General features: G+C 54.0%; 18 protein-coding genes and 1 tRNA gene. 12 read left to right on the top strand and 7 right to left on the bottom strand.

What is annotated here, in order from left to right; genetic code table 11:
* Window positions 1–121 precede the first annotated feature (121 nt).
* Both msrP and msrQ read left to right on the top strand, forming a co-directional pair.
* Window positions 122–1,153, top strand: coding sequence for a protein-methionine-sulfoxide reductase catalytic subunit MsrP (gene msrP / locus MJ923_RS08340; RefSeq protein WP_240590688.1), 1,032 nt, complete (start codon window positions 122–124; stop codon window positions 1,151–1,153).
* Window positions 1,153–1,755, top strand: a complete 603-nt coding sequence (gene msrQ / locus MJ923_RS08345) for a protein-methionine-sulfoxide reductase heme-binding subunit MsrQ (protein ID WP_240590689.1) — start codon at window positions 1,153–1,155, stop codon at window positions 1,753–1,755. Before msrP ends, msrQ begins: the two co-directional genes overlap by 1 nt.
* A 2-nt stretch (window positions 1,756–1,757) precedes the next feature.
* Here the strand turns inward: msrQ and MJ923_RS08350 are convergent, their stop codons facing one another.
* Together MJ923_RS08350 and MJ923_RS08355 are read right to left on the bottom strand one after the other, a co-directional pair.
* Window positions 1,758–3,038, bottom strand: coding sequence for a diguanylate cyclase domain-containing protein (locus MJ923_RS08350; protein WP_240590690.1), 1,281 nt, complete (start codon window positions 3,036–3,038; stop codon window positions 1,758–1,760).
* Window positions 3,035–4,033: an ABC transporter substrate-binding protein gene (locus tag MJ923_RS08355; RefSeq protein ID WP_240590691.1), complete on the bottom strand. Its 999-nt coding sequence runs from the start codon at window positions 4,031–4,033 to the stop codon at window positions 3,035–3,037. Before MJ923_RS08355 ends, MJ923_RS08350 begins: the two co-directional genes overlap by 4 nt.
* A gap of 107 nt (window positions 4,034–4,140) precedes the next feature.
* Between MJ923_RS08355 and MJ923_RS08360 the strand changes: the two genes are divergently transcribed.
* Window positions 4,141–5,781, top strand: a complete 1,641-nt coding sequence (locus MJ923_RS08360) for a methyl-accepting chemotaxis protein (protein ID WP_240590692.1) — start codon at window positions 4,141–4,143, stop codon at window positions 5,779–5,781.
* A gap of 41 nt (window positions 5,782–5,822) precedes the next feature.
* Here MJ923_RS08360 and MJ923_RS08365 read toward each other — a convergent pair whose 3' ends face one another.
* Window positions 5,823–6,146, bottom strand: coding sequence for a hypothetical protein (locus MJ923_RS08365; RefSeq protein ID WP_126167037.1), 324 nt, complete (start codon window positions 6,144–6,146; stop codon window positions 5,823–5,825).
* Window positions 6,147–6,410: 264 nt separating this feature from the next.
* Here MJ923_RS08365 and MJ923_RS08370 point away from each other — a divergent pair, with 264 nt between their 5' ends.
* From MJ923_RS08370 to MJ923_RS08380, 3 genes are all read left to right on the top strand, one after another.
* Window positions 6,411–6,905, top strand: a complete 495-nt coding sequence (locus MJ923_RS08370; RefSeq protein ID WP_240590693.1) for a putative 4-hydroxy-4-methyl-2-oxoglutarate aldolase — start codon at window positions 6,411–6,413, stop codon at window positions 6,903–6,905.
* A gap of 14 nt (window positions 6,906–6,919) precedes the next feature.
* Window positions 6,920–8,746, top strand: a complete 1,827-nt coding sequence (locus MJ923_RS08375; RefSeq protein WP_240590694.1) for an AsmA family protein — start codon at window positions 6,920–6,922, stop codon at window positions 8,744–8,746.
* A 143-nt stretch (window positions 8,747–8,889) separates the two neighbouring features.
* A complete protein-coding gene (locus MJ923_RS08380) occupies window positions 8,890–9,189 on the top strand; it encodes a BsuPI-related putative proteinase inhibitor (protein WP_240590695.1) in 300 nt (99 codons plus the stop codon).
* A gap of 203 nt (window positions 9,190–9,392) precedes the next feature.
* Here MJ923_RS08380 and MJ923_RS08385 read toward each other — a convergent pair whose 3' ends face one another.
* The gene (locus MJ923_RS08385) at window positions 9,393–10,886 is read right to left on the bottom strand and encodes a lytic transglycosylase (RefSeq protein ID WP_240590696.1); all 1,494 of its coding nucleotides are present in this window, start codon (window positions 10,884–10,886) and stop codon (window positions 9,393–9,395) included.
* Between the two features lie 133 nt (window positions 10,887–11,019).
* Window positions 11,020–11,811, bottom strand: a complete 792-nt coding sequence (gloB, locus tag MJ923_RS08390; RefSeq protein WP_240590697.1) for a hydroxyacylglutathione hydrolase — start codon at window positions 11,809–11,811, stop codon at window positions 11,020–11,022.
* 166 nt (window positions 11,812–11,977) lie between these two features.
* On the opposite strand from gloB, the gene MJ923_RS08395 reads away from it, so the two are divergent.
* Window positions 11,978–12,748, top strand: a complete 771-nt coding sequence (locus tag MJ923_RS08395; RefSeq protein ID WP_420854423.1) for a class I SAM-dependent methyltransferase — start codon at window positions 11,978–11,980, stop codon at window positions 12,746–12,748.
* A gap of 3 nt (window positions 12,749–12,751) precedes the next feature.
* Window positions 12,752–13,648, top strand: coding sequence for a LysR substrate-binding domain-containing protein (locus tag MJ923_RS08400; protein WP_240590698.1), 897 nt, complete (start codon window positions 12,752–12,754; stop codon window positions 13,646–13,648).
* A gap of 26 nt (window positions 13,649–13,674) precedes the next feature.
* Here the strand turns inward: MJ923_RS08400 and rnhA are convergent, their stop codons facing one another.
* Window positions 13,675–14,151 (bottom strand): ribonuclease HI, encoded by a 477-nt coding sequence (gene rnhA, locus MJ923_RS08405; protein WP_240590699.1) that lies wholly within the window; start codon window positions 14,149–14,151, stop codon window positions 13,675–13,677.
* Between the two features lie 71 nt (window positions 14,152–14,222).
* Between rnhA and dnaQ the strand changes: the two genes are divergently transcribed.
* The 3 genes from dnaQ (at window position 14,223) to MJ923_RS08420 (ending at window position 16,441) form a co-directional block, all read left to right on the top strand.
* Window positions 14,223–14,951 (top strand): DNA polymerase III subunit epsilon, encoded by a 729-nt coding sequence (dnaQ, locus tag MJ923_RS08410; RefSeq protein WP_240590700.1) that lies wholly within the window; start codon window positions 14,223–14,225, stop codon window positions 14,949–14,951.
* A complete protein-coding gene (locus tag MJ923_RS08415) occupies window positions 14,933–16,252 on the top strand; it encodes a TIGR03503 family protein (protein ID WP_240590701.1) in 1,320 nt (439 codons plus the stop codon). The genes dnaQ and MJ923_RS08415 overlap by 19 nt, the downstream gene beginning before the upstream one ends.
* Before the next feature lie 112 nt (window positions 16,253–16,364).
* A tRNA-Asp gene (locus MJ923_RS08420) sits at window positions 16,365–16,441 on the top strand.
* Window positions 16,442–16,609: 168 nt separating this feature from the next.
* Here the strand turns inward: MJ923_RS08420 and MJ923_RS08425 are convergent.
* Window positions 16,610–17,860, bottom strand: coding sequence for a S8 family serine peptidase (locus MJ923_RS08425; protein WP_240590702.1), 1,251 nt, complete (start codon window positions 17,858–17,860; stop codon window positions 16,610–16,612).
* A 335-nt stretch (window positions 17,861–18,195) separates the two neighbouring features.
* Here MJ923_RS08425 and MJ923_RS08430 point away from each other — a divergent pair, with 335 nt between their 5' ends.
* Complete coding sequence (locus MJ923_RS08430; protein WP_240590703.1) at window positions 18,196–20,196, top strand: cation:proton antiporter; 2,001 nt, start codon at window positions 18,196–18,198, stop codon at window positions 20,194–20,196.
* Window positions 20,197–20,261: the final 65 nt, after the last annotated feature.

Raw genomic sequence — 20,261 nt, forward strand, 5'->3', positions numbered from 1 at the left:
CAAGGGTCTAAAGCATGATAATTGTCCAGACGGACAAAAAATTGACGAGCCCATGAAAGAAGTCCGACCTTTTTCTTGTCTAATCCTCTGTGGTTGGTGACTTATTTTGGAGTAGCAGCAGATGAAATCCTTCTCCCGTCGGCGAAATCCGGTGAAACCTTCATGGCAATTGAGTGAGTCAGAGGTGACTCCTGAGTCCCTGTTTCATGACCGCCGGGCGCTCATCAAGGCGCTTGGCCTTGGAGCCATTGGCGCGAGTTTGCCAGGCTCGGTGCACGCCGGACTGTTTGATGTGTTTTCCAGTAAAGAAACCAGCGCATTTGTGCGTGAGCCGTTGAGTTTTGTGAAAGCCCCCGGATTTGATGGCGCTGGTGAAGTACTGACGCCGGAAGATAAGGTCATCAGTCACAACAATTTTTATGAGTTTGGTACCGCCAAGTCAGACCCTGCTGCCAATGCCCAGGGGCTAAAAGTGGATCCCTGGCTGTTGTCTGTTGAAGGTTTGGTGGATACGCCGTTGCAGCTCGATTACGACGACCTTATCAAGTCGTTTGGTCTTGAAGAGCGCATCTACCGGCTGCGCTGTGTTGAAGCCTGGTCGATGGTGATCCCCTGGGTTGGTTTTCCGCTGGCGGCGCTGCTTAAAAAGGCCGGTGTGAAGGCGGGGGCGACCCATGTTGCGTTCGAGACACTGTTTTCCCCTGATGAAATGCCCGGCCAAAAGAGTCGTTTGATGGGCGGTGGCATTCATTACCCCTATGTTGAGGGGCTGACGCTTGCCGAGGCGATGAACGATTTGTCGCTGCTCAGTGTGGGCCTGTATGGCAAAACCCTACCACCACAAAATGGCGCGCCTGTCCGGCTGGTTGTGCCCTGGAAGTATGGCTTTAAGAGCATCAAATCCATCGTCAAAATCCGTGTTACCGACAAGCAGCCGCCCACCAGCTGGAATCAGTTGGCGCCCCATGAGTACGGTTTTTACGCCAATGTGAACCCTGACGTGGATCATCCGCGCTGGTCCCAGGCGAGTGAGCGGCGCATCGGCCCCGGCGGGCTTTTTTCTGCCAGCCGCATCCCCACCTTGCCCTTTAATGGTTATGGCGAACAGGTGGCGGGGCTCTATAAAGGGCTGGATTTAAAGAGGTATTATTGATGAAACTGGGCAGTCGCGGCCTGCTGGTACTAAAAACCCTGTTGCACCTGGGCTTTATGCTTCCTCTGCTGTGGCTGGTATGGGGGGTAATGGCAGAGCGCCTCGGCGGCGATCCTGTGCAGTACCTTATTCATTTCACCGGTAAGGGGGCACTGCACGGGCTGATGCTTACTTTGTTGGTTTCGCCTCTCGCTAAGTGGCTTAAACTGGGAGCGCTGATGCAATGTCGGCGACTGCTGGGCCTGTGGGCCTTTGCGTATGCCTTAATTCACCTGATGCTGTTTTTAAGCCTGGATCTGTTGTTTGCATGGGGGCTGCTTTTTTCCGAAGTGATCAAGCGTCCGTATCTGGTGGTGGGCATGATATCGCTGCTTATTTTGCTGGCGCTGGCGCTGACATCCCCCAATGGTGTGCGCCGCAGGCTTGGGCGCAGTTGGCAGAGGTTGCATAATCTGGTGTATGTCGCGGCCATTCTGGTGCCGGTGCATTACCTGTGGTCGGTGAAGTCGGAAGTGATTGAGCCTGGCATCTATCTGGCAGTTTGCATCGGTTTGCTGTGGCTTAGAAAAGATAAGCTGATGCGGATGCTCGCCCGCTACTGACCTCAGCGGGGTGAGCTGGACACATAACCCTTGGGCGCGCCCCGCTTACAGGCGTACATGTTCTTGTCGGCCACTTCCAGCAGGGCTTCGATATTGGAGCCATCTTCCGGGTAGAAGGCCACGCCAATGCTTACGTCTATCAGCAGATGCACGTTTTGAAAACCGATATCCTGATGTAGCTTGTCCAATAGTTTCTCGACCACCACATCAAGCTGCTTTGGTGATTCAATGGGTTCAAGCCACACCACAAATTCATCGCCGCCCAGGCGGGAAATCATGTCCGACTGGCGCAGGGTATAAGCGATGCGACGGGCTACGGTGATCAGCACATGATCGCCGATGTTATGGCCGTAATTGTCATTGATGGGTTTGAATTTATTGATATCGATAAACAGCAGGGCACCTGTGCCGCCATTGCGCTGCAGCCGCTTGAGGCTTTGTTCGAGAATACGGGCGAAGGCATTGCGACTGTAAACCTGGGTCAGGGGATCGTGCTCGGCTTCGTACTTAAGCTTTTCTTTTTGCAGCTGCAGCAGTTCGGTGCGCTTGTTTACTTCATCCTGAAGATCGGCGCGGCTGATGGTAGAGTCTTTGAGCTCCTGCTTCATGCGATTGAAGTGCTGACTTAAGGTGGTGAACTCGGGATTCTCGACTTCTTCCGGCACCTTGCTTGCCATATCACCGCTGGCAAGCTGTCGAATGCCGCTCTCCAGGTTATCAAGGCCGCGGCGGAACAGCTTGAGGGTATTGAGGTTAAACAGGATCACCACGGTCTTGGACATAAACAGCAGCAGCGCAATCACCACCAACATCAGCTTTTTTGCTTCGTGCTGGCGCGCCACCAATTGATGCCGCAGTTCGCCCACTTCGTCCTGCATCGACAGCAAAATGGTGTTGATGCGGGCCATCAGCATATTCAGATTTTCGCTGTTTAGCGCGTCCTGAGTTCGTGGATAAAGCCCCATTAGGGTTCTGAGGTTGGTGTTGGCCTTTTCAATATGGCCAAGCCTGGCATTCTGATGCTGGTTGAGTCCCTGTATCTGAGCATCGAGGGTTAACGATAAATCAATCGCCCGTTCCAGCGCCTGAAAGTCTTCGTATTGGCGCAGCTGCCACAGCTCGCCTGAAAGCTGAGACAGGGTGATCTGCAGCTCCTGATATCGGTAACTGTTGTTGTAGCCCTGATTATCGAGGTACATGATGTAACTCAAAATCCCCATCATCACCACCAAAAACAGTGATGAGATAATCACCGCAAGCTTTAAGCGTCCTGCCAATGTCATGGTGTGCCTCCCGGGCCGCCCATTTGTCCGTGCAGCGCATTGAGCGCTGTGTCATCGATAAAGTCGCGAAAATCCGGCGCCACTAATTGTTCAACATAGCCAGATGATATAGCCCAGTGTGCCTGGGACAACAAATCCAGCTGCAATGTTTTATCCAGCGTCAGGTGAAAGTGATAATCGGGCCAGTAGCTATCGATTTCACTTGCGGGGATCTTGAGATAGTCACTCACCGCTGCCCGGGCTTCGTCCGGCTGGTTTTGAATAAGCTCAATGGCATCTTCAAGGGCCTTCAGTAGTGCTGTGTGCACACTGTGTTTGGCCTGCACATCATCGCGCTTTGCCATCAGGTTAAACGACAACCTATACAGCCCCTTTGTGGATAGCTGGAAACCTTCGTCCTTCAATGACTGAGCAACCTGATTGGCGTAGGGCTCCCACAGCGACACCATATCCACTTCATTGTTTTGCAGCGCAGGGCCAAGCTGCTCAGGCGGCAGATACACCGGGATAATGCCGCTGGGCTCAACCCCGTGCAGCATCAGTGCCGAGTGGAAAAAATACTCGCTGGCACTTGCCTTTATCATGCCGACCCTGTGTCCGGCCACATCCTCAAGCGACTCAATGCCGGCATTGCGGCGTGCCGTGAGTTTGACGTCATTATCGGAGGTGACGAAGGTAGCAATAAGTGAAAAATCGTTGCGTTTAAAGGCGTTGTACATGGCCACTGATTCTGAACTGGTGGCCAGTTCCACTTCACCGCTCATCAGAGCTTCGAAGCAGCGGTGGCCGCCATGGTAGAGCTTGATTTGTACTTCGAGCCCTTGCTTTTTAAACAGGCCGTATTTGTCGGCTAAGATAAAAGGACTGGATAGCGGCGTAGATGAAACCGCAATGGTTAACGGGGCTGAAAACACAGGTTTGGGATTGCCCATTACTATCAGCAGGTACAATCCAACTGCCAGTAGTGAAATCAGCCCAAAACCAATCGGTCTCATATTTCCCCGCGCCCCTGAAAACCCATACTAAAGTGTAGTGTGCTTTATCGGAACACGCATTAACATGGAGAAAATGTGTCCAGTTCCGGCGGGAAGGAGTCGTGCTTATGTTGAGTCAGATCCTGAGAAATATTCGAATATCCCGAAGAATGTTGTTGATGTTGGTGTTGTCTGTGGTGGCAACGCTGGCGATGTTTTTCTATGCCTTCAGTAGCATGAACACCGTACTGGTGCAGGAAAAGGAGGCGCGGCTGCGATCCCTGACCGATTTGGCGGTCAGCATGATTGATGGCTATCACCAGCAGGCCAGCAGCGGCGTTATCAGTGAAGAAGCGGCCAAAGCGGCAGCGCTGGCAGCCCTCGATGGTCTGCGTTACGCCGGCAACGAGTATTACTTCACCATCAATCGTCAGGGGGAGATGATCCAACATCCCTTCGCCAAAAAGTTGGTCGGTACCAATGTGCGAGAAATGGCCGATCCCAACGGCGTGAAACTCTTCAGTGAAATGATCCGCCTTACCGAGCGCAGCGACTCGGCGCTGGTGCATTACATGTGGAATAAACCTGATGCCGAGGCGCCAAGTCCAAAAATGAGCGTGGTCAAACGCTTTCCTGACTGGGGCTGGATTGTGGGAACCGGTATATACGTGGATGACATTGCCGCCCAGGAGAAGGCCTTCGCTTGGCAATACCTGCTGATATTTGTACTGGTGTGGGGCCCGGTGCTGGCGCTGCTGCTGGTGATAAGCCGTAGTGTCACCGAGCCGCTCAAACAAACGCTGACCGCATTCAAAGACATTGCCGAAGGTGAGGGTAACCTGACACTGCGCCTGAAAGAAGATGGCAAAGATGAACTGACTCAGGTGGCCGCCTACTTCAACCTCTTTATTGCCCGCATTCAGGAACTGGTGAGCTCGGTGCGCGACTCGGTGGAAGACAGCCGCACCCTGGCGATGGGTCTGTCGCAAATTGCCCATCAGGCCACAGATGTGACCCAAAGTATGCAGCAGGAAACCGAAAGCGTTGCCACGGCCATCAATGAAATGGCGATGACGGCATCGGAAGTGGCGTCAAATGCGCAGTTGGCGGCGCAGTCGGCTGTGAATGCTGACAGTCAGGCCGACAGTACCAATCTGGTGGTGAATAATGCCATGGAGCATATTCGCAAGCTGTCGAGCGAGCTGGAGCTGACGACTGAAGTCGCAAGGGAGTTGCAGGTAAGCTCGGGTGAAATCGGGCAGATCTTGGATGTGATTGTGGGCATTGCCGAGCAAACCAACCTGCTGGCGCTGAACGCGGCCATTGAAGCGGCCCGGGCAGGAGAGGCCGGACGCGGCTTTGCGGTGGTGGCCGATGAAGTGAGAACCCTTGCCAGTCGCACCCAGGAGTCAACCCGTGAAATCAATGGCATTATTGAAGCTATCCGAGCCGCGGTGGACAGAGTCAATGCCTCGGTCAGCCGTGCCAAGGATCAGTCTGAGGAGACTGTGGGCGAAACGGCCCAGGTAGTGGATGCGCTTGGGCAAATCAAACAGGCAATTGCGCAAATTAATGATATGAATACCCAAATTGCAGCCGCTACTGAAGAACAAAGTGCTGTGATTGCCGAACTCAATATAAATATTACCCGGATGAATGATATTTCAAGAGATAATCAGACCAAGAGTGAGGCTGTGGGCGAAACCAGCGATCGTATCGAGCAGGACTCGCGACAAATGGAAGCCATCATCGCGGTATTTAAGGTATAGCGGGAATATAAAAAATCAGGCCGCATTGGCGGCCTGATGAATTATTTCTTGCGGCTATCAAGACCAGCCATAATCTCCAACACTTCGTTATACGACAGGTTTAATTCTTTGGAGAGATTAATGACTTTGGTTTTATAAGTCTGGATGCTTTCTTTTTGGGCCAGATCGGCCTTTTTATCGGCAACCCACTCGTTTACCGCCTCTTGCAGCAGCTCCATACGGCGCAGGCTGTAGTCGAGTGAATCCAGATACTTACGCATTTGCTGCTTGTTTCTGGCCTGTTCCAGATCCGTGGACAGTTTCTTTTCGTAGCCGTATTCATCCAGAGCGGCAATTGCTTGTTGTAAATCGATTTCGGTTGTCATCTTAGCTTCACTTTACCTGTACAGATTACAGTACAAACCGACCGACCCGGGTGACGGGTCAAAAAAGGAACGTCGATTATAAAGAATAGACCACAAGAGATAAAGGAGAGTCGTCTTCTTGAGCCACAATATTCAGCGCGTTAAAGTGGTACGATGAGATGAAAAAGTGAAATGCGCTGTGGCAGGATAATCACAGCCGCAATCGAACAGAGGGTTTTGCCAGAGTGTAAGGCTCAATAAATCGCAATATCAGGGAGATAACACATGCACGACCTGTTACCGGACTTGTTTGATGAATTCAGTGAACACCTGCAGTTATTGGCAGCAGATTGGCGCCAGTTTGGCGGCAAGCGCATCTTCTATGGTGAAGTTGTCACCGTCAGCTGTTTTGAAGATAACTCCCGGGTGAAGGAAATTCTGGCCACGGCCGGTCATGGCAGAGTATTGGTGGTGGATGGCGGCGGCTCACGTCGAAAGGCTCTGCTTGGCGACTTAATTGCCAAATCGGCGGTGGACAACGGCTGGGCAGGGGTCATTATCCAGGGGGCTGTGCGCGATGCAGGCACCCTTGCCACCCTGCCGCTGGGGGTACAGGCACTTTTTGCGGTACCGATTAAAACAGAACGTCGTGGTTTGGGCGATGCAGGTGTTACCATTAGCATAGCCGGCGTCACCGTTAATCCCGGTGACTGGATTTATGCCGACGACAACGGGATAGCCATCTCCCACGATGCCTTGCCCATTATTGAACAGGATTAAACAGGACACGCAGGATGAAACTGATTAAATGGATCTTGGTTGCCATTGTACTTTTAGTGGCACTGCCGGTGATTTACATCACCCTGATTTTTGACCCCAACGACTTCAAACCCATGCTGGTGGATGAAGTGAAAAAGCAAACTGGCCGCGAGCTGGAGATCAGCGAGCCGCTGTCATGGCAGCTGTTTCCCTCTATTGGGATCCGTCTGGCTGGCGTAAGTCTGTCCAACCCACAGGGTTTCAGCGAAAGCCAAATGATGGCGGTGAATGAAGTGGTGGCCGAAGTGAAGTTGCTGCCGCTGCTGAGCCGCGATGTGCAGATCGATCAGCTGAAAATCGATGGTGCCAAGCTGACACTTATTACCACCAAAGATGGCCGCACCAGTTTTGATGGCCTGAGTAAAGGCGGTGATAAAGCGCCCAAAGCCGAAACCACCGAAGGAAGTGGCCCAGGTCTCAGCGCCATCGCCATTGGCGGGATCAGCATTACCGACACCGGCATCACCCTGATTGATGAGGCCGCTGGCAGCCGTCAGGAGTTCACGCTGGAATCGCTCACTCTGGGTGAATTTACTCCGGGCAAGGCCACACCACTTGAGATAAGTTTCCGCGCCGATACCCCGGATGTGAAGCTTGGCGGTGAAGGCAGTGCCACCCTTACCGTGAATTATGCGCTGAATGCCCTTGATTTGGCAGGCTTTAAACTGGCGCTGGATGCCAAGGGTGCCTCGCTGCCCAAGGGTGAGGTTAAGGTGCTCTTTAACGGCGGCGTGAAGGCCGACCTTGCCGCTCAGACCGCAAGCCTGGCGGTGGATTCATTAAAGGTGATGGACGTGGAAGGCAAGGGCAGTATCGATGCCAACTATGGCCGCAAGGTGCCGCAGGTGAAAGTGAAACTGGCGCTGGGTGCCATCGATGTGGACGCGCTTTTGGGTACCGACAAGGCCGATAAAGCAGCCGACGCCAAGGCGAAAGGCAATGAAAGCGCCCAGTCCGCCCAAACTGAGCCCGATTTGACCGGCATGAAAGCCGTGGATGCGACGCTTGATTTAAGCATCGCCTCAGTCAAGGTGTCGGGGTTGTCGACCCAGGACTGGAAACTCAAGGCCAATCTCAATGGCGGCGTGCTGAAGGTCGATGAGCTGTCGGCAGGGCTTTACGGCGGAAAACTGAGCGCCAGTGCCAGTCTTGATGGTCGTAAAAAAGTTGCTTCTTACAGCTTTAACAAGGTCATCAGCGGCGTACAGATTCAACCACTGCTGAAAGATGCGGCTGAGGTGGATTTGCTGGCCGGTACCGCCAACTTCAATATTCAGGGTAAGGGCGTGGGTCTGGTGCCAGAGCGCGCCAAGCAAAACCTCGTTGCCAACGGTAAGTTTGAAGTGGCAGACGGCGCGCTTTACGGCGTGAACGTGCCGCAGATGATCCGCGGTGCCCAGGCCAAGCTCAAGGGTGACTTGAGCACAGAAGGGAATGTTGAGCAAAAGACCGACTTCTCCAGCCTGACCGGCTCGATTGCCATCGCCAATGGCAAGGCCAATAACCCGGATCTGCTGATGCTGTCGCCATTACTGCGGATTTCCGGTAACGGCGGCGCCGATTTGCTGGCTGAGACCCTCGACTACAAGCTTTCCACCAAGGTGGTGGGTTCGCTCGAAGGTCAGGGCGGTAACACGGCGCTGTCGGGCGTGGATATTCCCCTTGCCATCAGCGGCAGCTTTACTGAGCCCAAGTTTGCGCTCGACACAGAAGCGCTGATGAAAGGCCAGCTTAAGCAGGAAACTGACAAGCTGAAAGACAAGCTCAAAGATTCGCTGTTCAACAAGCTGGGCGGTAAATAATGCAGCCGCGTTGTCAGGCAGGTGTGCTGCTTGTGTTATTGCAGCTCGGCGCGTTTACCGCCGCTGACGCTTGGGCGTTGGACCTAAACCCAGCCCAGGAAGCAACACAGGCAGCAGCGAGCAAAATCCAAGGAGTGGCTAAGATGCAGGACGTACAGGCAACAGCGCCTCTGCATGGCAGTTTAAGCCTGATAGAAGTGAGCGGCGAATATCAGCGCTGGCAATTGGATGTGAGCCATAGCGGCAAAGGTAGCATCAGCGCCCACTTTCGCTCAGGCATGAGTGCCGATCTTAAGCTTAGCGGCGCCAATGGTGAACGTATCTGGGCATGGTCTGATGAGATGATGTTCACCCAGGCGCTTCGCAAAGAAACCATCAGTGCCGGCAGCAGTCTGCAATTTCGCTTCGACGTGCCGGCACCTTTTGGATGGCTGCGGCGGTGAGTGCCGTTTAACCGCTGAGTTTGCCGGACGCAGCGCAGATGGCCAGGAGCTGATGCTCCCCACATTCATTAGCTTATAGCTGCTATTAGCCTATAGCAGCGTTCATATAAGATGCGCACTGCATCCGCCAACAAAAAAGCAGCCTCACGAGGCTGCTTTTTTATTCCGATGGATGTTGAGCGTGAAAGCGTTCGGATAACTACTTAACTGCCGCTCAGCATCACTGTCAGGGTTTGCCCAGGGCGAATGGCCGCACTGGAAAGCTGATTCCAGCTCATCAGTTCAGATACCTTTACCTTGAACTTTTTGGCGATCACCGACAAAGAGTCGCCACTTTTCACCTTATAAGTGGTGGATTTAGCGGTTTTTTTGCTGGCAGGCCATACAGTCAGCAACTGGCCTTTTTTGATAACAGCCTTGCTGCTGAGATTATTCCAGTTGGTCAAATCATCCACGGTAATGCCATGGGCATTGGCGATTTTCCACAGGCTATCGCCATTTTTCACCTTGTAGGTTTGCGCTTTTTGCGGCGCGGCGGCAATTGCCAGGCTGTTGGTGTCGCCGCTGGCGGGTACCACCAATTCCTTGCCCGCCACCAGACGGTTGGAATTCATGTGGTTTACCTGCTTAAGCACCTGAGGCGTGGTGCCAAAACGGCGCGCGATAACCGATAACGAATCGCCACGCTTGATTTGGTAGCGGCGCCAGTTCACCCGGCTGTCTTCCGGGGTTTGCGCTAAAGCCACAACAAAGTTTTCTACCTTGTCCACGGGCACAATCAGGGTGTGTGGGCCTTTTGGGGCGGTCGCCCACTGGCGGTAGCCGGGGTTTAAGCTTTTAAGCTCGTTTACCGACACGCCTGAGAGTTTGGCGGCCAGACTCAGTTCTATCTGGCTGCCAATGTCCACAACGTCGATAACAGGTTCGTTTTTGATGGCAGGCAGTTTCACCTGATAGCGGTCGGCATGTTTGACCACATCTGCCAGCGCCAGCAGGTTAGGCACATAATTGCGGGTTTCTTTGGGCAGTTTCAGTGCCCAAATATCCGTTGGCTTACCCTGACGCTGGTTGTTTTTTACGGCGCTCAGTACCCGGCCTTCACCACTGTTGTAGGCGGCAATGGCATAGTGCCAGTTGTTGCCGGTCCGATCGTAAAGGTACTCGAGGAAATCGGCGGCGGCCTTGGTGGAAGCGGCTATGTCGTTACGGCCGTCGTACCACCAATTCATTTTCAGGCCAAAGTAGCGCGCCATGGGTGGGGTGAGTTGCCAAAGCCCTGAGGCACTGGCGTGTGACAGTGCATCGGCATCGAAGGCACTTTCGATGGCTGGCAGCAGCGCCAGCTCCAGCGGCAGACCTCGGCGGTCGAGCTCTTCCACAATCAAATACAGAAAAGGCTCGGCGCGGCTGAAGATTTGCTCTAGATGGCGCGGATTGGCCAGCAGTCGCTTGCGATAAGGGGCCACGTAGGCTTCGTTGGGGGCTTCCCAATGCATACCATCCTGCAGCCGCTGCCACAGATCTTTCACCTCAATGACGACGTCGTCATGGTGCAGATCCTGCGGCTTTGCAGGTTCGGTCACCATGACCAGATTGGTGTCAGTGTCGTCATCGGCAGCCGGATGGTTATCGGGCGTCAGTTGACAGCCGGACAGCAGCAAAAGACCGCCGGCAAACAGTAAGTTGTAGTGTCGCATCAAAAACAGGCAACCCTCATTGTTATTGGTTTTAGCCCTGCCTGGCAGGCATGTCGCGCGTAGTAAAGGTCAAACAATCGACCAATAAATCATCCATGGAGTACGTCAAAAGGCGGATATGGTAACCCAAAGATCAGAAATTGTCTTTCCAGCGCCGCAAAAGGGCGAGGCTGGTCACTTCATCCGGCACGCCTTGCTGCCAATGTCGCGCTACAGCGGCGGTAATAGCTGGCTGCTCAGTCCGTAAAAACGGATTGATGGCAAGCTCAGTGGTAAGCACTGTGGGAATGGAAGGCTCACCCAGCTGACGCCTGGCATTTACTTCCTGGATGTAGTCAGCAAGTGCCTGATTATCAGGCTCGACTACGGCGGCGAACTTCAGGTTACTTTGGGTGTATTCGTGGGCACAGTACACCCGGGTATCGGCGGGTAGGGCTTTGATTTTGGCAAGAGAATCAAATAGCTGCTCGGGCGTACCTTCAAATAAACGGCCGCAACCGGCTGAAAACAGGGTGTCGCCACAAAAGAGGGCGTTATCGATTACAAAGGCCAAATGATCCAGGGTATGGCCGGGCACTGCGAGTACCTTCATGGAAAGCGGCGCCGTGCTGAGCTCTGACAACATCAGGGTATCGCCATCGTGGCAGGGTACATCGGTAAACTCCGATGATGCCGCGCCATACACTTTAAAAGATCCACCGCGCTTCGATGCCCACTGACGCAGGTCGGCAATGCCTCCGCTGTGGTCGCCATGGTGGTGCGTCAGCAGCACGGCGGCAATACGCAGTCCCTGTTGCTCAAGGGTAGCAATCACAGGTGAGGCGTCACCCGGGTCAACCAGCAGTACGCCATCGCCACCATCGATGGGGCCAAGCATCCAGATATAGTTGTCATTAAAGGCAGCAATAGGTGTGATGGAATACATGGGGTTGCTCGGTAATTAGTTGGGCCAGGGCCGAGTGTGTCACGGCATTACGATGAAAGTACAGTGAAAATCCCTTCACTTTACCGGGAGCTTGATTAAGCCCAATTAATGAATTTTGCGAACCGGCCCCAAGGCTTATCAGTGCCATCGGCGCAAAATTTGCGGTATGCTGTTGCTACAGTACGTCTTTTTCGACACGCCCATGACCAATGCCCCGGGCCCCTGGCAAGCACTGCCAGCCCACCCACAGCTAATGACATCGGTAAACCAGACCCTGGCGCCCTGGTGGCCCAAGGTGTTTGGCTATCATTTGCTGAAGTTGGGGGCCTTGTCGTCGTCGCTGGATACCTCGGGTTGTAAAATCGGCCATCAGATTACCCTCGACGTCGCCGAAGGGCTGGGGGTTCAGGCCGACTTCCATCAGTTACCCTTCCAAAACGCCTGTATCGATGCGGTGCTGATGAGCCTGCTGCTGGAATTTGAAGGCGATCCTTACCGCATTCTGCGTGAAGCAGACCGGGTGCTTATCAGTGGTGGCTATTTGTTTATTGTTGGCTGTAATCCGCTGAGCAGTCTGTTTTTGGGTAAGTTGCTGCCATCACTGCGGGAACAGTCGCCCTGGGACGGCCAGTTCTTCTTGCCGTCGCGGGTCCGCGACTGGTTGGGGCTGTTGGGATATCAGGTGGTGAGCGACGAGCGCTTTTTCTACCATCCGCTGATTGGCTCACCGGAGCGTTTTGGCTTCTGGCAGGATGTACTGCAGGCCTGGCTGCCCGGTGCCGGCAGCTTTTATCTGATTGTGGCGCGTAAAATCGATATCCCTCTCACCCCGGTGGGGGCCAAGTGGAAACTCAGGCAGCCCAAGTGGTCAACCGCTACCAGCGCAGGCCGCGCCGGACGCATGAGCAAAGCGGGCAGTCAGGGGCAGGGCCGCTGACCCATGAAGATGACCCTAAGACAGCTTGAAGTCTTTGAAGCCGTGGCCCGTCAGGGGCAGGTGAGCCGCGCTGCCGATGAACTTGGCATGACAGGCCCCGCCGCCTCCATGGCGCTTGGCGAGCTTGAAAAGCAATTGTCGGTGCGGCTGTTTGAGCGGGTGGGTAACCGGCTTAAACTCAATGCCCAGGGCGCGCAGCTGTTGCCTCTTGCCACCGAGCTTTTACATCAGGCGGGTAAAATCGAAGGGCTTTTTACTGCCCGATCATCAGTGCTGGCCGGCGAGCTTAAAGTGGGCGCCAGTACCACCATAGGTAACTTCCTGCTGGCCAAGTCGGCGGTGGCCTTCGGTCAGCTGCACAGCGAAGCCCAGGTGGATGTCTCGATTCACAATACCCTTAAAGTGATTGAACAGGTGGCGAACTTTGACGTGGAACTTGGCTTTATTGAGGGCCACTGTGTCGACAGGCGCTTAACCGTTACCCCCTGGCATAAAGACAGCCTTAAGGTGTTTTGTCATCCGGCCCACCCCTTTGCCGGTAAACGGGTGTCAGTGGAAGAGGTGCGGGGGCAGCCCTGGGTATTAAGAGAAGAAGGCTCGGGTACCCGTGAAGTGTTTGTGAATGCGGCCCACGATTTGGGGCTGCATCCAGAGGCGCGATTTTGTTTCTCTACCGCCGATGCCATCAAGCTTGCGGTAAAGCAGGGTGCGGGGCTTGGGGTATTGTCGCAGTTGGCGTTGGAGCGTGAGTTTGCCCGGCGGGAGCTGGGCTTGGTGGAAGTGGAGGGCTTGTCGCTCACCCGCCAGTTCTTTCTTATTCGCCACAAGAGCCGCCAGCCAACGGCATTGGCGGAGGCCTTTGTGACGTTTTGCCAGAGTTTTTTCGATATCCGGCCTTAATCTGATGGCTTAGTGTATCGGCCTTCTCAAAGGGATGCGACGTAGCCTTCGTCTGCTGTGGTGGGTTTGGCTTCGGCTGCTTCGCGGGCCAGGGTGTCGCAGCGCTCGTTTTCTTCATGGCCCGCGTGTCCCTTCACCCAGCGCCAATCTACCTTATGTTTGGCTGCTGCCGCATCGAGGCGTTTCCACAGGTCGACATTCTTCACCGGCGTTTTACTGGCGGTAACCCAACCTTTTTTCTTCCAGCCGTGGATCCACTCGGTTATCCCCTGACGCATATATTGGCTGTCGCTGGTAAGAATAACGTCGCAGGGCTCTTTTAAGGCCTCCAGCGCCAGAATGGGGGCGAGCAGCTCCATGCGATTATTGGTGGTCAGCGCGTAGCCGCCGGCCATTTCTTTGCGGTGCTGTTTGTAAATCATCACCACCCCATAGCCACCCGGGCCCGGGTTGCCAAGGCAGGATCCGTCGGTGTAAATGCGGATCTGTTTCCGTTCGCTCATCAAGTTGTTACCATAGTCGTGATTCCCGGCGAGTATAACCGTTTTTCGCCTGTTAAAGGCCAGAATTTCCTATGAATATCATCTCAAGTGCCGAAAGGCAGATCATTCTCGATACCGAAACCACAGGTATGAATCAGGGGGCCGGTGCCGTGTACCTTGGCCACCGGATCATTGAAATTGGCTGCGTGGAGGTGATAAACCGCCGCCCGACCGGTCGTACATATCACCAATACATCAACCCCGGTCAGCCGATTGATGAAGAAGCCATCGCGGTTCACGGCATTACCAACGAGCGGGTCGCCAACGAGCCAAGATTCCATGAAGTGGCCGCCGATTTTATCGAATTTATCCGCGGCGCCGAACTGGTTGCACACAACGCATCGTTCGATATGAGCTTCATTAATCACGAGTTTTCTATGCTGAACCCGCGCGGTCCAGTGGTGGACGACATCTGTGATGTGCTCGACTCCCTGGCGGTGGCCAAGTTTTTACACCCGGGCCAAAAGAACAACCTCGATGCGCTCTGTAAGCGTTACGGCATAGATAACTCGCGCCGCACCTATCACGGCGCTTTGCTCGATGCCGAGATCCTGGCCGATGTCTACCTCATCATGACCGGCGGCCAAACCAAGTTTAATTTGAGCGCAGACGAAGGCGGTCGCTCCGATGGTGGCATCATCCGCCTGGATAGCAATCGTCCTGCCCTTAAAGTTGTCAGCGCCACGGCCGATGAACTGGATAGTCATGAAAAACGGCTTGATTTGGTAGGCAAATCGGGCAAATGCCTCTGGCGGGGATAACCACCTTGTTCAAAGCCTTGCAACTTCTGCTGCTCAGCTGTGTGTGCTGCCTGTTGGCGACGCCTGTGCGCGCCGAAACCGTGCCTGTGGAGCAGGCGAGGGAGCTTAAAAACCGTTTTCGAATCGACCATATGGTCGATAGCCTCACCCTGGTGATACAGCGCGATTATGGCAGTGCCCCTGTGGTGGTGGTGCTGCCCGATGGATCCAAGTGGTATGCCAATCGTCACCCTGATACGGTGCGCTGGACCGATGGCGTCACCGGCGACATCATCACCATTGAAAACCCTGAGCCCGGCCCCTGGCAATTGGTGGGTAAGGTTACCGAAGGCTCCAAGCTGCTTATGCTGAGCAAGTTATCGGTGCAAATCGATCCCTTACCTCAGCCGCTGTTTCAGGGCGAGCGGGTAAAAATTACCGCCAGACTGATGGGGGATAACGAGCGTCTGCGGATGCCGGGGCTCGATTATCTGGTGGAATGGACCGCGCGCTTTATCAGCGATCACCAGCCAGGTGATGAAAACTTTGCCACAGGTACAGTTACTGTCGGCAGCTACAAAGATGATGGTGAAGGGCTTGATGGCCGCCCCGATGACGGCATTTTTACCGGCAAAATCAATCTCAATCAGCCTTGGGGTCACTATAAATTTTTGGTGCGGGCACGCAACAACGTGTTTGAGCGCGAGCAGGAAACCGACATAGTGCTGTCGCCGCACCCGATTGAACTCAAGCTTATCGAACCGGAAGATCCATTAACCGGCCGCTATAAGCTCGGCATTTTGGTCAATACCGAGTCGTTATCGTTGCCGGAAACCTTGCTGGAACTGGAATTGGTGGGACCTGCCGGTTTGCAGCTGCCGATGACCATCTCGGAAATGGCAGAAGGCAGCACTGAGTTTGTGCTGCCCGAAGTGCATGAGTTTGGTAGTTACCGCATTAAGGGTGACGCCTTTGCTACCACTCTCGATGGTCGCGAGATTGTGCTTAGTCTGCCAGAGCAGTTTTTCAACCTGATTGAACCGCCGGCGCCGCCACCAAGCCCAGAGGAAATTGCCGCCCGCGAAGCTGCCATCGCCGCCGCCGAAGAAGCCAAGGCTAAAGAAAGTGCCATGTATTTGCTGATTGGGGTGAATGTGGTGCTGCTGCTTTTGGGGGTTGGTGCGCTCATCTTCTGGCGTAAGCGTCAGGCGCTTAAAAAAGCCTTGGCCGCAGCCGCAGCTGAAGCGGCCGCCAAAGATGCGCCTGAAAAGGGCATGAAAGAAACCCTGGATGATATCGACCTGACCCTGCCGGACGACTAAGCCCAGCAGTGATAAACAGAGGCTGGCGGATTTTTAACCCTTTGGTTTAAAAAGTGTAAAAAAGCCATTGACCGAAATTCGTGCTCTGGGTAATATGCGCAGCATCAATTGGGGAGCGGTAGTTCAGTTGGTTAGAATACCGGCCTGTCACGCCGGGGGTCGCGGGTTCGAGTCCCGTCCGCTCCGCCAATTTCAAATTAGCCTTGTCTGTAAAGACAGGGCTTTTTTGTTTTTGGGCTTTAGACTTGCGCCGGCTGTTCAGACAGTGATGCTTTGCCCTGAACTTGCTGTGGTTTGGCGATGAGGCACATCAAAAAAAGAGCGCCCGAGGGCGCTCTTGAAATCAGGACTTGGCAGTTAGTTAAAGGTCACGCTGGAGATGTCGGAACAGTTTCCAGTGCCGTCTTCGCAAATTTGATAACTGTAGATGCCATAGGGGTTATTGAGGGTGTCAACGTAGTTGCCATCATTGGCAGTGGCGCTGATTACCACCCCATTTCGGTAAACATTGACCTTACGGGTGGTGGCGCCGGACCAGTTCAGCTCTACCTGCTCTCCGCGTTTGCCAGAGTAGCTGGAGCTGGTCAATTGAATGTCCACCGTGGGCGATGCGCTGCAGCGCTTGTCCAACAAGTATTGGTGTGCATCAGCCACTTTAACGATACCGTAGCCAAAATAGTCATCCCGGCCTGAAGCGCCTGCATCATAGGCGGTCATTTTCAGCGCTTGACGAATATCCGTGCCGTTACATTCAGGATGATTTGACCAAAGCAGTGCCGCCAAACCACTGACTGCGGGTGTAGCCATGGAAGTGCCGCTCATCAGGCCATAATCTGAGCCGCCGATTTCGACCGTCAACATGGCTGCGCTGTGAAGAGTGTCCCTGTCTTCAAGGGCTGCACCAACGGCGGGGATTGTGGTAGTTGTGTCGGCTCCGAGGGTGCCATACAGCGTGCCAGCCACATTGTTGACTATCACAGCAGCGATACCACCCGAGGCTTCGCAGTTTATCACCTTGTCGTTAAAGGAAATTTCACCCCGGTCAATCAAGCACACCTTGCCGTTTGCCATGGGGTCGACGGTTGAACCCAGACCCATGTAATATGCATCGCCAGTGACATTGCCCTTGGCAGCATAGCTCATGCCGCTAGAGCCAATGACCTCTGCGCCAGTGCTGAGCAGTGATGCCAGCGCCATGTCGGCGGGGTAGGTGGACAGGGTGTTTACCCCGCCGGCCGTGACTTCGACACAGGTCGTATCGAGGATTTGTTGGTTATTCTTATTGCCCTTGCCTGAATAGACAATGGTACAGGCGGGAAACTGGGAAAAGCTGGCAATCTCGTCGTTAGCGTCGTTAGCGTCGTTAGCGTCATTGGCGCCGTTTTCGTTGACATCGGGCCTGAATTTCTCAAGTTGATAGCCATCGTAAAAGTAGACACCATCCTGGGTCCCAAGCCACATAAACCCCTGTTTATCAAACAGCAACGCAGAAATGTTGTCTGCATCGAAGTCCAGATGTTGGGCAACTTTTTGCGGGGACGCGAATACCAGTACCGGGTGCAGAGCAAACAGGATCAGGTATACGATGATTCTTGTTACCGCTGACATATTTTGTTTACCGCACGCTACCCGCAAAAGTCCCGGCAACGCTACCATCCAGCGCCTTGAATTACAACATGCTGATAACATCGGCAGTTGCTCGACGATTTAAGGCCTGAAGCTGACTAAGGCGGCTAGCGCAATGGGTTACAAGGTCGTGCACTTTGCCGCAGCCTTCACCGGGCAGTGTGATGCCATTTGCCGAGCTGCTCGTTTACACTTCCTGCCCAATCAGTCTGTTATGACTGATGGCACTCTGCTTAAAAACAGATAAGATGTGATTGGCACGTTTAGCTGTTAACGTGGTCTTAATTCTCAGGGATATTCCGTTCAAGGACTAATACATGGTTGAACATATCACCGGCATTCTGGCGCTCATTGGGGTGCTTTCGCTGTTTTGCCAGTGGCTGGGTTGGAAACTTAGGCTCCCGGCTATTTTGCCTTTGCTGCTCTGTGGTCTGCTGCTGGGGCCGGGGCTTGGCTTTTTGAAACCGGACGCGATTTTTGGCGATCTGTTGTTTCCGATGATCTCACTCGGAGTAGCCATCATTCTGTTTGAAGGCTCTCTCACACTTAACTTTAAAGAAATCAAAGACTACGGCCGTATGGTGACCCACCTGGTGACTATAGGCATGGCCGTGACCTGGGTGGCGATTTCCCTGGCAACCCATTACTTTATGGGCTTTGATTGGGCGCTGGCGTGGCTTTTTGGGGCGCTTGTGGTGGTGACAGGCCCTACTGTGATTGTGCCTATGCTGCGCAGTGTGCGGCCCAAGTCGCAGCTTGCCAGCATTCTGCGCTGGGAAGGCATAGTGATTGACCCCATAGGCGCTGTGCTGGCGGTGTTGGTGTTTGAGTACATAGCCGCCTCACAGGATGCCACCAGTCATATGCTGATGTCGTTTGGCTCTATTCTGGCGCTGGGTTTTGGTTTTGGCGCCGCCATGGGCTATCTGGTGGGCTGGGTGCTTCGCAGGGATCTCTTACCTCATTATCTGAAAAACACCGCGGTGCTCACCGTGATGCTCGGCACCTTTGTTGGCTCGAACCTTTTGCAGGAAGAGTCGGGGCTGCTGACAGTAACTGTGATGGGCATTTGGCTTGCCAATATGCGCGGAGTTGATATTGCCGATATCCTTGAATTTAAAGAAACCCTGACGGTGCTGATGATTTCGGCGCTGTTTATTCTGCTTGCGGCCAGGCTTGACTCATCCGCCATGATGGATCTTGGCTGGGGTGGCATTGGCGTGCTGGTGATAGCTATGTTGGTGGCTCGGCCGCTCAGTGTGTGGCTGTCGGGAATAGGTACCAATCTTACCAGCCCTGAAAAGTGGTTTTTAAGCTGGGTGGCGCCGCGCGGTATTGTGGCGGCGGCGGTATCGTCACTGTTTGCCATCAAGCTTGAAGAGCAGGGCGTAGCCGGCGCCGAGAAGATAGTGCCGCTGGTGTTTCTGATTATTATCGGCACTGTGGTGGTGCAAAGCCTGTCGGCTGGCACCTGGGCACGCATTCTGAAAGTGAAAGCCGATTCGGCGCAGGGCATTTTGTTTTTCGGGGCGTCTGCTTTTTCACGCGAGCTTGCCAAGTTATTGAAAGGCAAAAACATCAAGGTGATGCTGGCCGACACCAACTGGGATAACATTCGTCTGGCACGGATGGACAATATTCCGGTGTATTTTGGTAATCCCGCATCTGAACACGCAGAGACCTACCTCGATTTAACCGGCATCGGCCGGGTGCTGGTGTTGTCGCCATACCGCCAGCTCAACCCCTTGGTGAGCTTCCATTTCCAGGACTATTTTGGCGCCGAGAAGGTGTATGGTCTGAATAACATGGAAGGCTCCAGCGCCCGTCATTTGGCGTCTGAGGCCTACATGAAGCGTCTTTGCCTGTTCGGCGAGGGCGTCTCATACGCCAAAATAGCCAGCCAAATGGCAAAGGGTGGCATTTTAAAGAGCACAACGCTGCGGGAAAACTTTACCTTGGTTGAGTTCACCCGTCGCTATGGCGAAAGTGCTTTACCGCTGGTGTACCTGCAGGATGAAAAGCTGCGTATTGTCACCGCCGGCAGTGAAATTCCGGCCACCGGCATTGAGCTTATCAGCCTTATTCCGGTTGAGGCGCAGCAATACGCTAAAGAGCAGCAGGAAAAAGAAGCGCTTGAAAAAGCCCAGGCTGAAAAGGAAGAAGCCGAGCGTGCAGCTTTTGAAAAGTTGGCCCGTGAGCAGGAAGAGGCCGCCAGGGAAGTGGCCAGTGAGGCCAACGCGGGTTTTGAAGAAGAAACCGTGGGCAGCCCAACCCTGCGTGATGAAGGCAGCGACGGCAATCAGCCGCTGAAAGCCTGATGAAATAAAGACGTTACCCGCTGAGTGGCTGAGGAAGTCAACATCCTGGCCATTCAAGCATTACT

Origin of the sequence: Shewanella zhuhaiensis (assembly GCF_022484835.1) — a bacterium.
GTDB classification, from domain to species: domain Bacteria; phylum Pseudomonadota; class Gammaproteobacteria; order Enterobacterales; family Shewanellaceae; genus Shewanella; species Shewanella khirikhana.

Excerpts from the sequence above, each read along its gene's own strand:
- msrP (WP_240590688.1), top strand. The coding sequence starts at position 122 with ATGAAATCCTTCTCCCGTCGGCGAAATCCGGTGAAACCTTCATGGCAA.
- msrQ (WP_240590689.1), top strand. The coding sequence starts at position 1,153 with ATGAAACTGGGCAGTCGCGGCCTGCTGGTACTAAAAACCCTGTTGCAC.
- MJ923_RS08350 (WP_240590690.1), bottom strand. The coding sequence starts at position 3,038 with ATGACATTGGCAGGACGCTTAAAGCTTGCGGTGATTATCTCATCACTG.
- MJ923_RS08355 (WP_240590691.1), bottom strand. The coding sequence starts at position 4,033 with ATGAGACCGATTGGTTTTGGGCTGATTTCACTACTGGCAGTTGGATTG.
- MJ923_RS08360 (WP_240590692.1), top strand. The coding sequence starts at position 4,141 with ATGTTGAGTCAGATCCTGAGAAATATTCGAATATCCCGAAGAATGTTG.
- MJ923_RS08365 (WP_126167037.1), bottom strand. The coding sequence starts at position 6,146 with ATGACAACCGAAATCGATTTACAACAAGCAATTGCCGCTCTGGATGAA.
- MJ923_RS08370 (WP_240590693.1), top strand. The coding sequence starts at position 6,411 with ATGCACGACCTGTTACCGGACTTGTTTGATGAATTCAGTGAACACCTG.
- MJ923_RS08375 (WP_240590694.1), top strand. The coding sequence starts at position 6,920 with ATGAAACTGATTAAATGGATCTTGGTTGCCATTGTACTTTTAGTGGCA.
- MJ923_RS08380 (WP_240590695.1), top strand. The coding sequence starts at position 8,890 with ATGCAGGACGTACAGGCAACAGCGCCTCTGCATGGCAGTTTAAGCCTG.
- MJ923_RS08385 (WP_240590696.1), bottom strand. The coding sequence starts at position 10,886 with ATGCGACACTACAACTTACTGTTTGCCGGCGGTCTTTTGCTGCTGTCC.
- gloB (WP_240590697.1), bottom strand. The coding sequence starts at position 11,811 with ATGTATTCCATCACACCTATTGCTGCCTTTAATGACAACTATATCTGG.
- MJ923_RS08395 (WP_420854423.1), top strand. The coding sequence starts at position 11,978 with ATGCTGTTGCTACAGTACGTCTTTTTCGACACGCCCATGACCAATGCC.
- MJ923_RS08400 (WP_240590698.1), top strand. The coding sequence starts at position 12,752 with ATGAAGATGACCCTAAGACAGCTTGAAGTCTTTGAAGCCGTGGCCCGT.
- rnhA (WP_240590699.1), bottom strand. The coding sequence starts at position 14,151 with ATGAGCGAACGGAAACAGATCCGCATTTACACCGACGGATCCTGCCTT.
- dnaQ (WP_240590700.1), top strand. The coding sequence starts at position 14,223 with ATGAATATCATCTCAAGTGCCGAAAGGCAGATCATTCTCGATACCGAA.
- MJ923_RS08415 (WP_240590701.1), top strand. The coding sequence starts at position 14,933 with ATGCCTCTGGCGGGGATAACCACCTTGTTCAAAGCCTTGCAACTTCTG.
- MJ923_RS08425 (WP_240590702.1), bottom strand. The coding sequence starts at position 17,860 with ATGTCAGCGGTAACAAGAATCATCGTATACCTGATCCTGTTTGCTCTG.
- MJ923_RS08430 (WP_240590703.1), top strand. The coding sequence starts at position 18,196 with ATGGTTGAACATATCACCGGCATTCTGGCGCTCATTGGGGTGCTTTCG.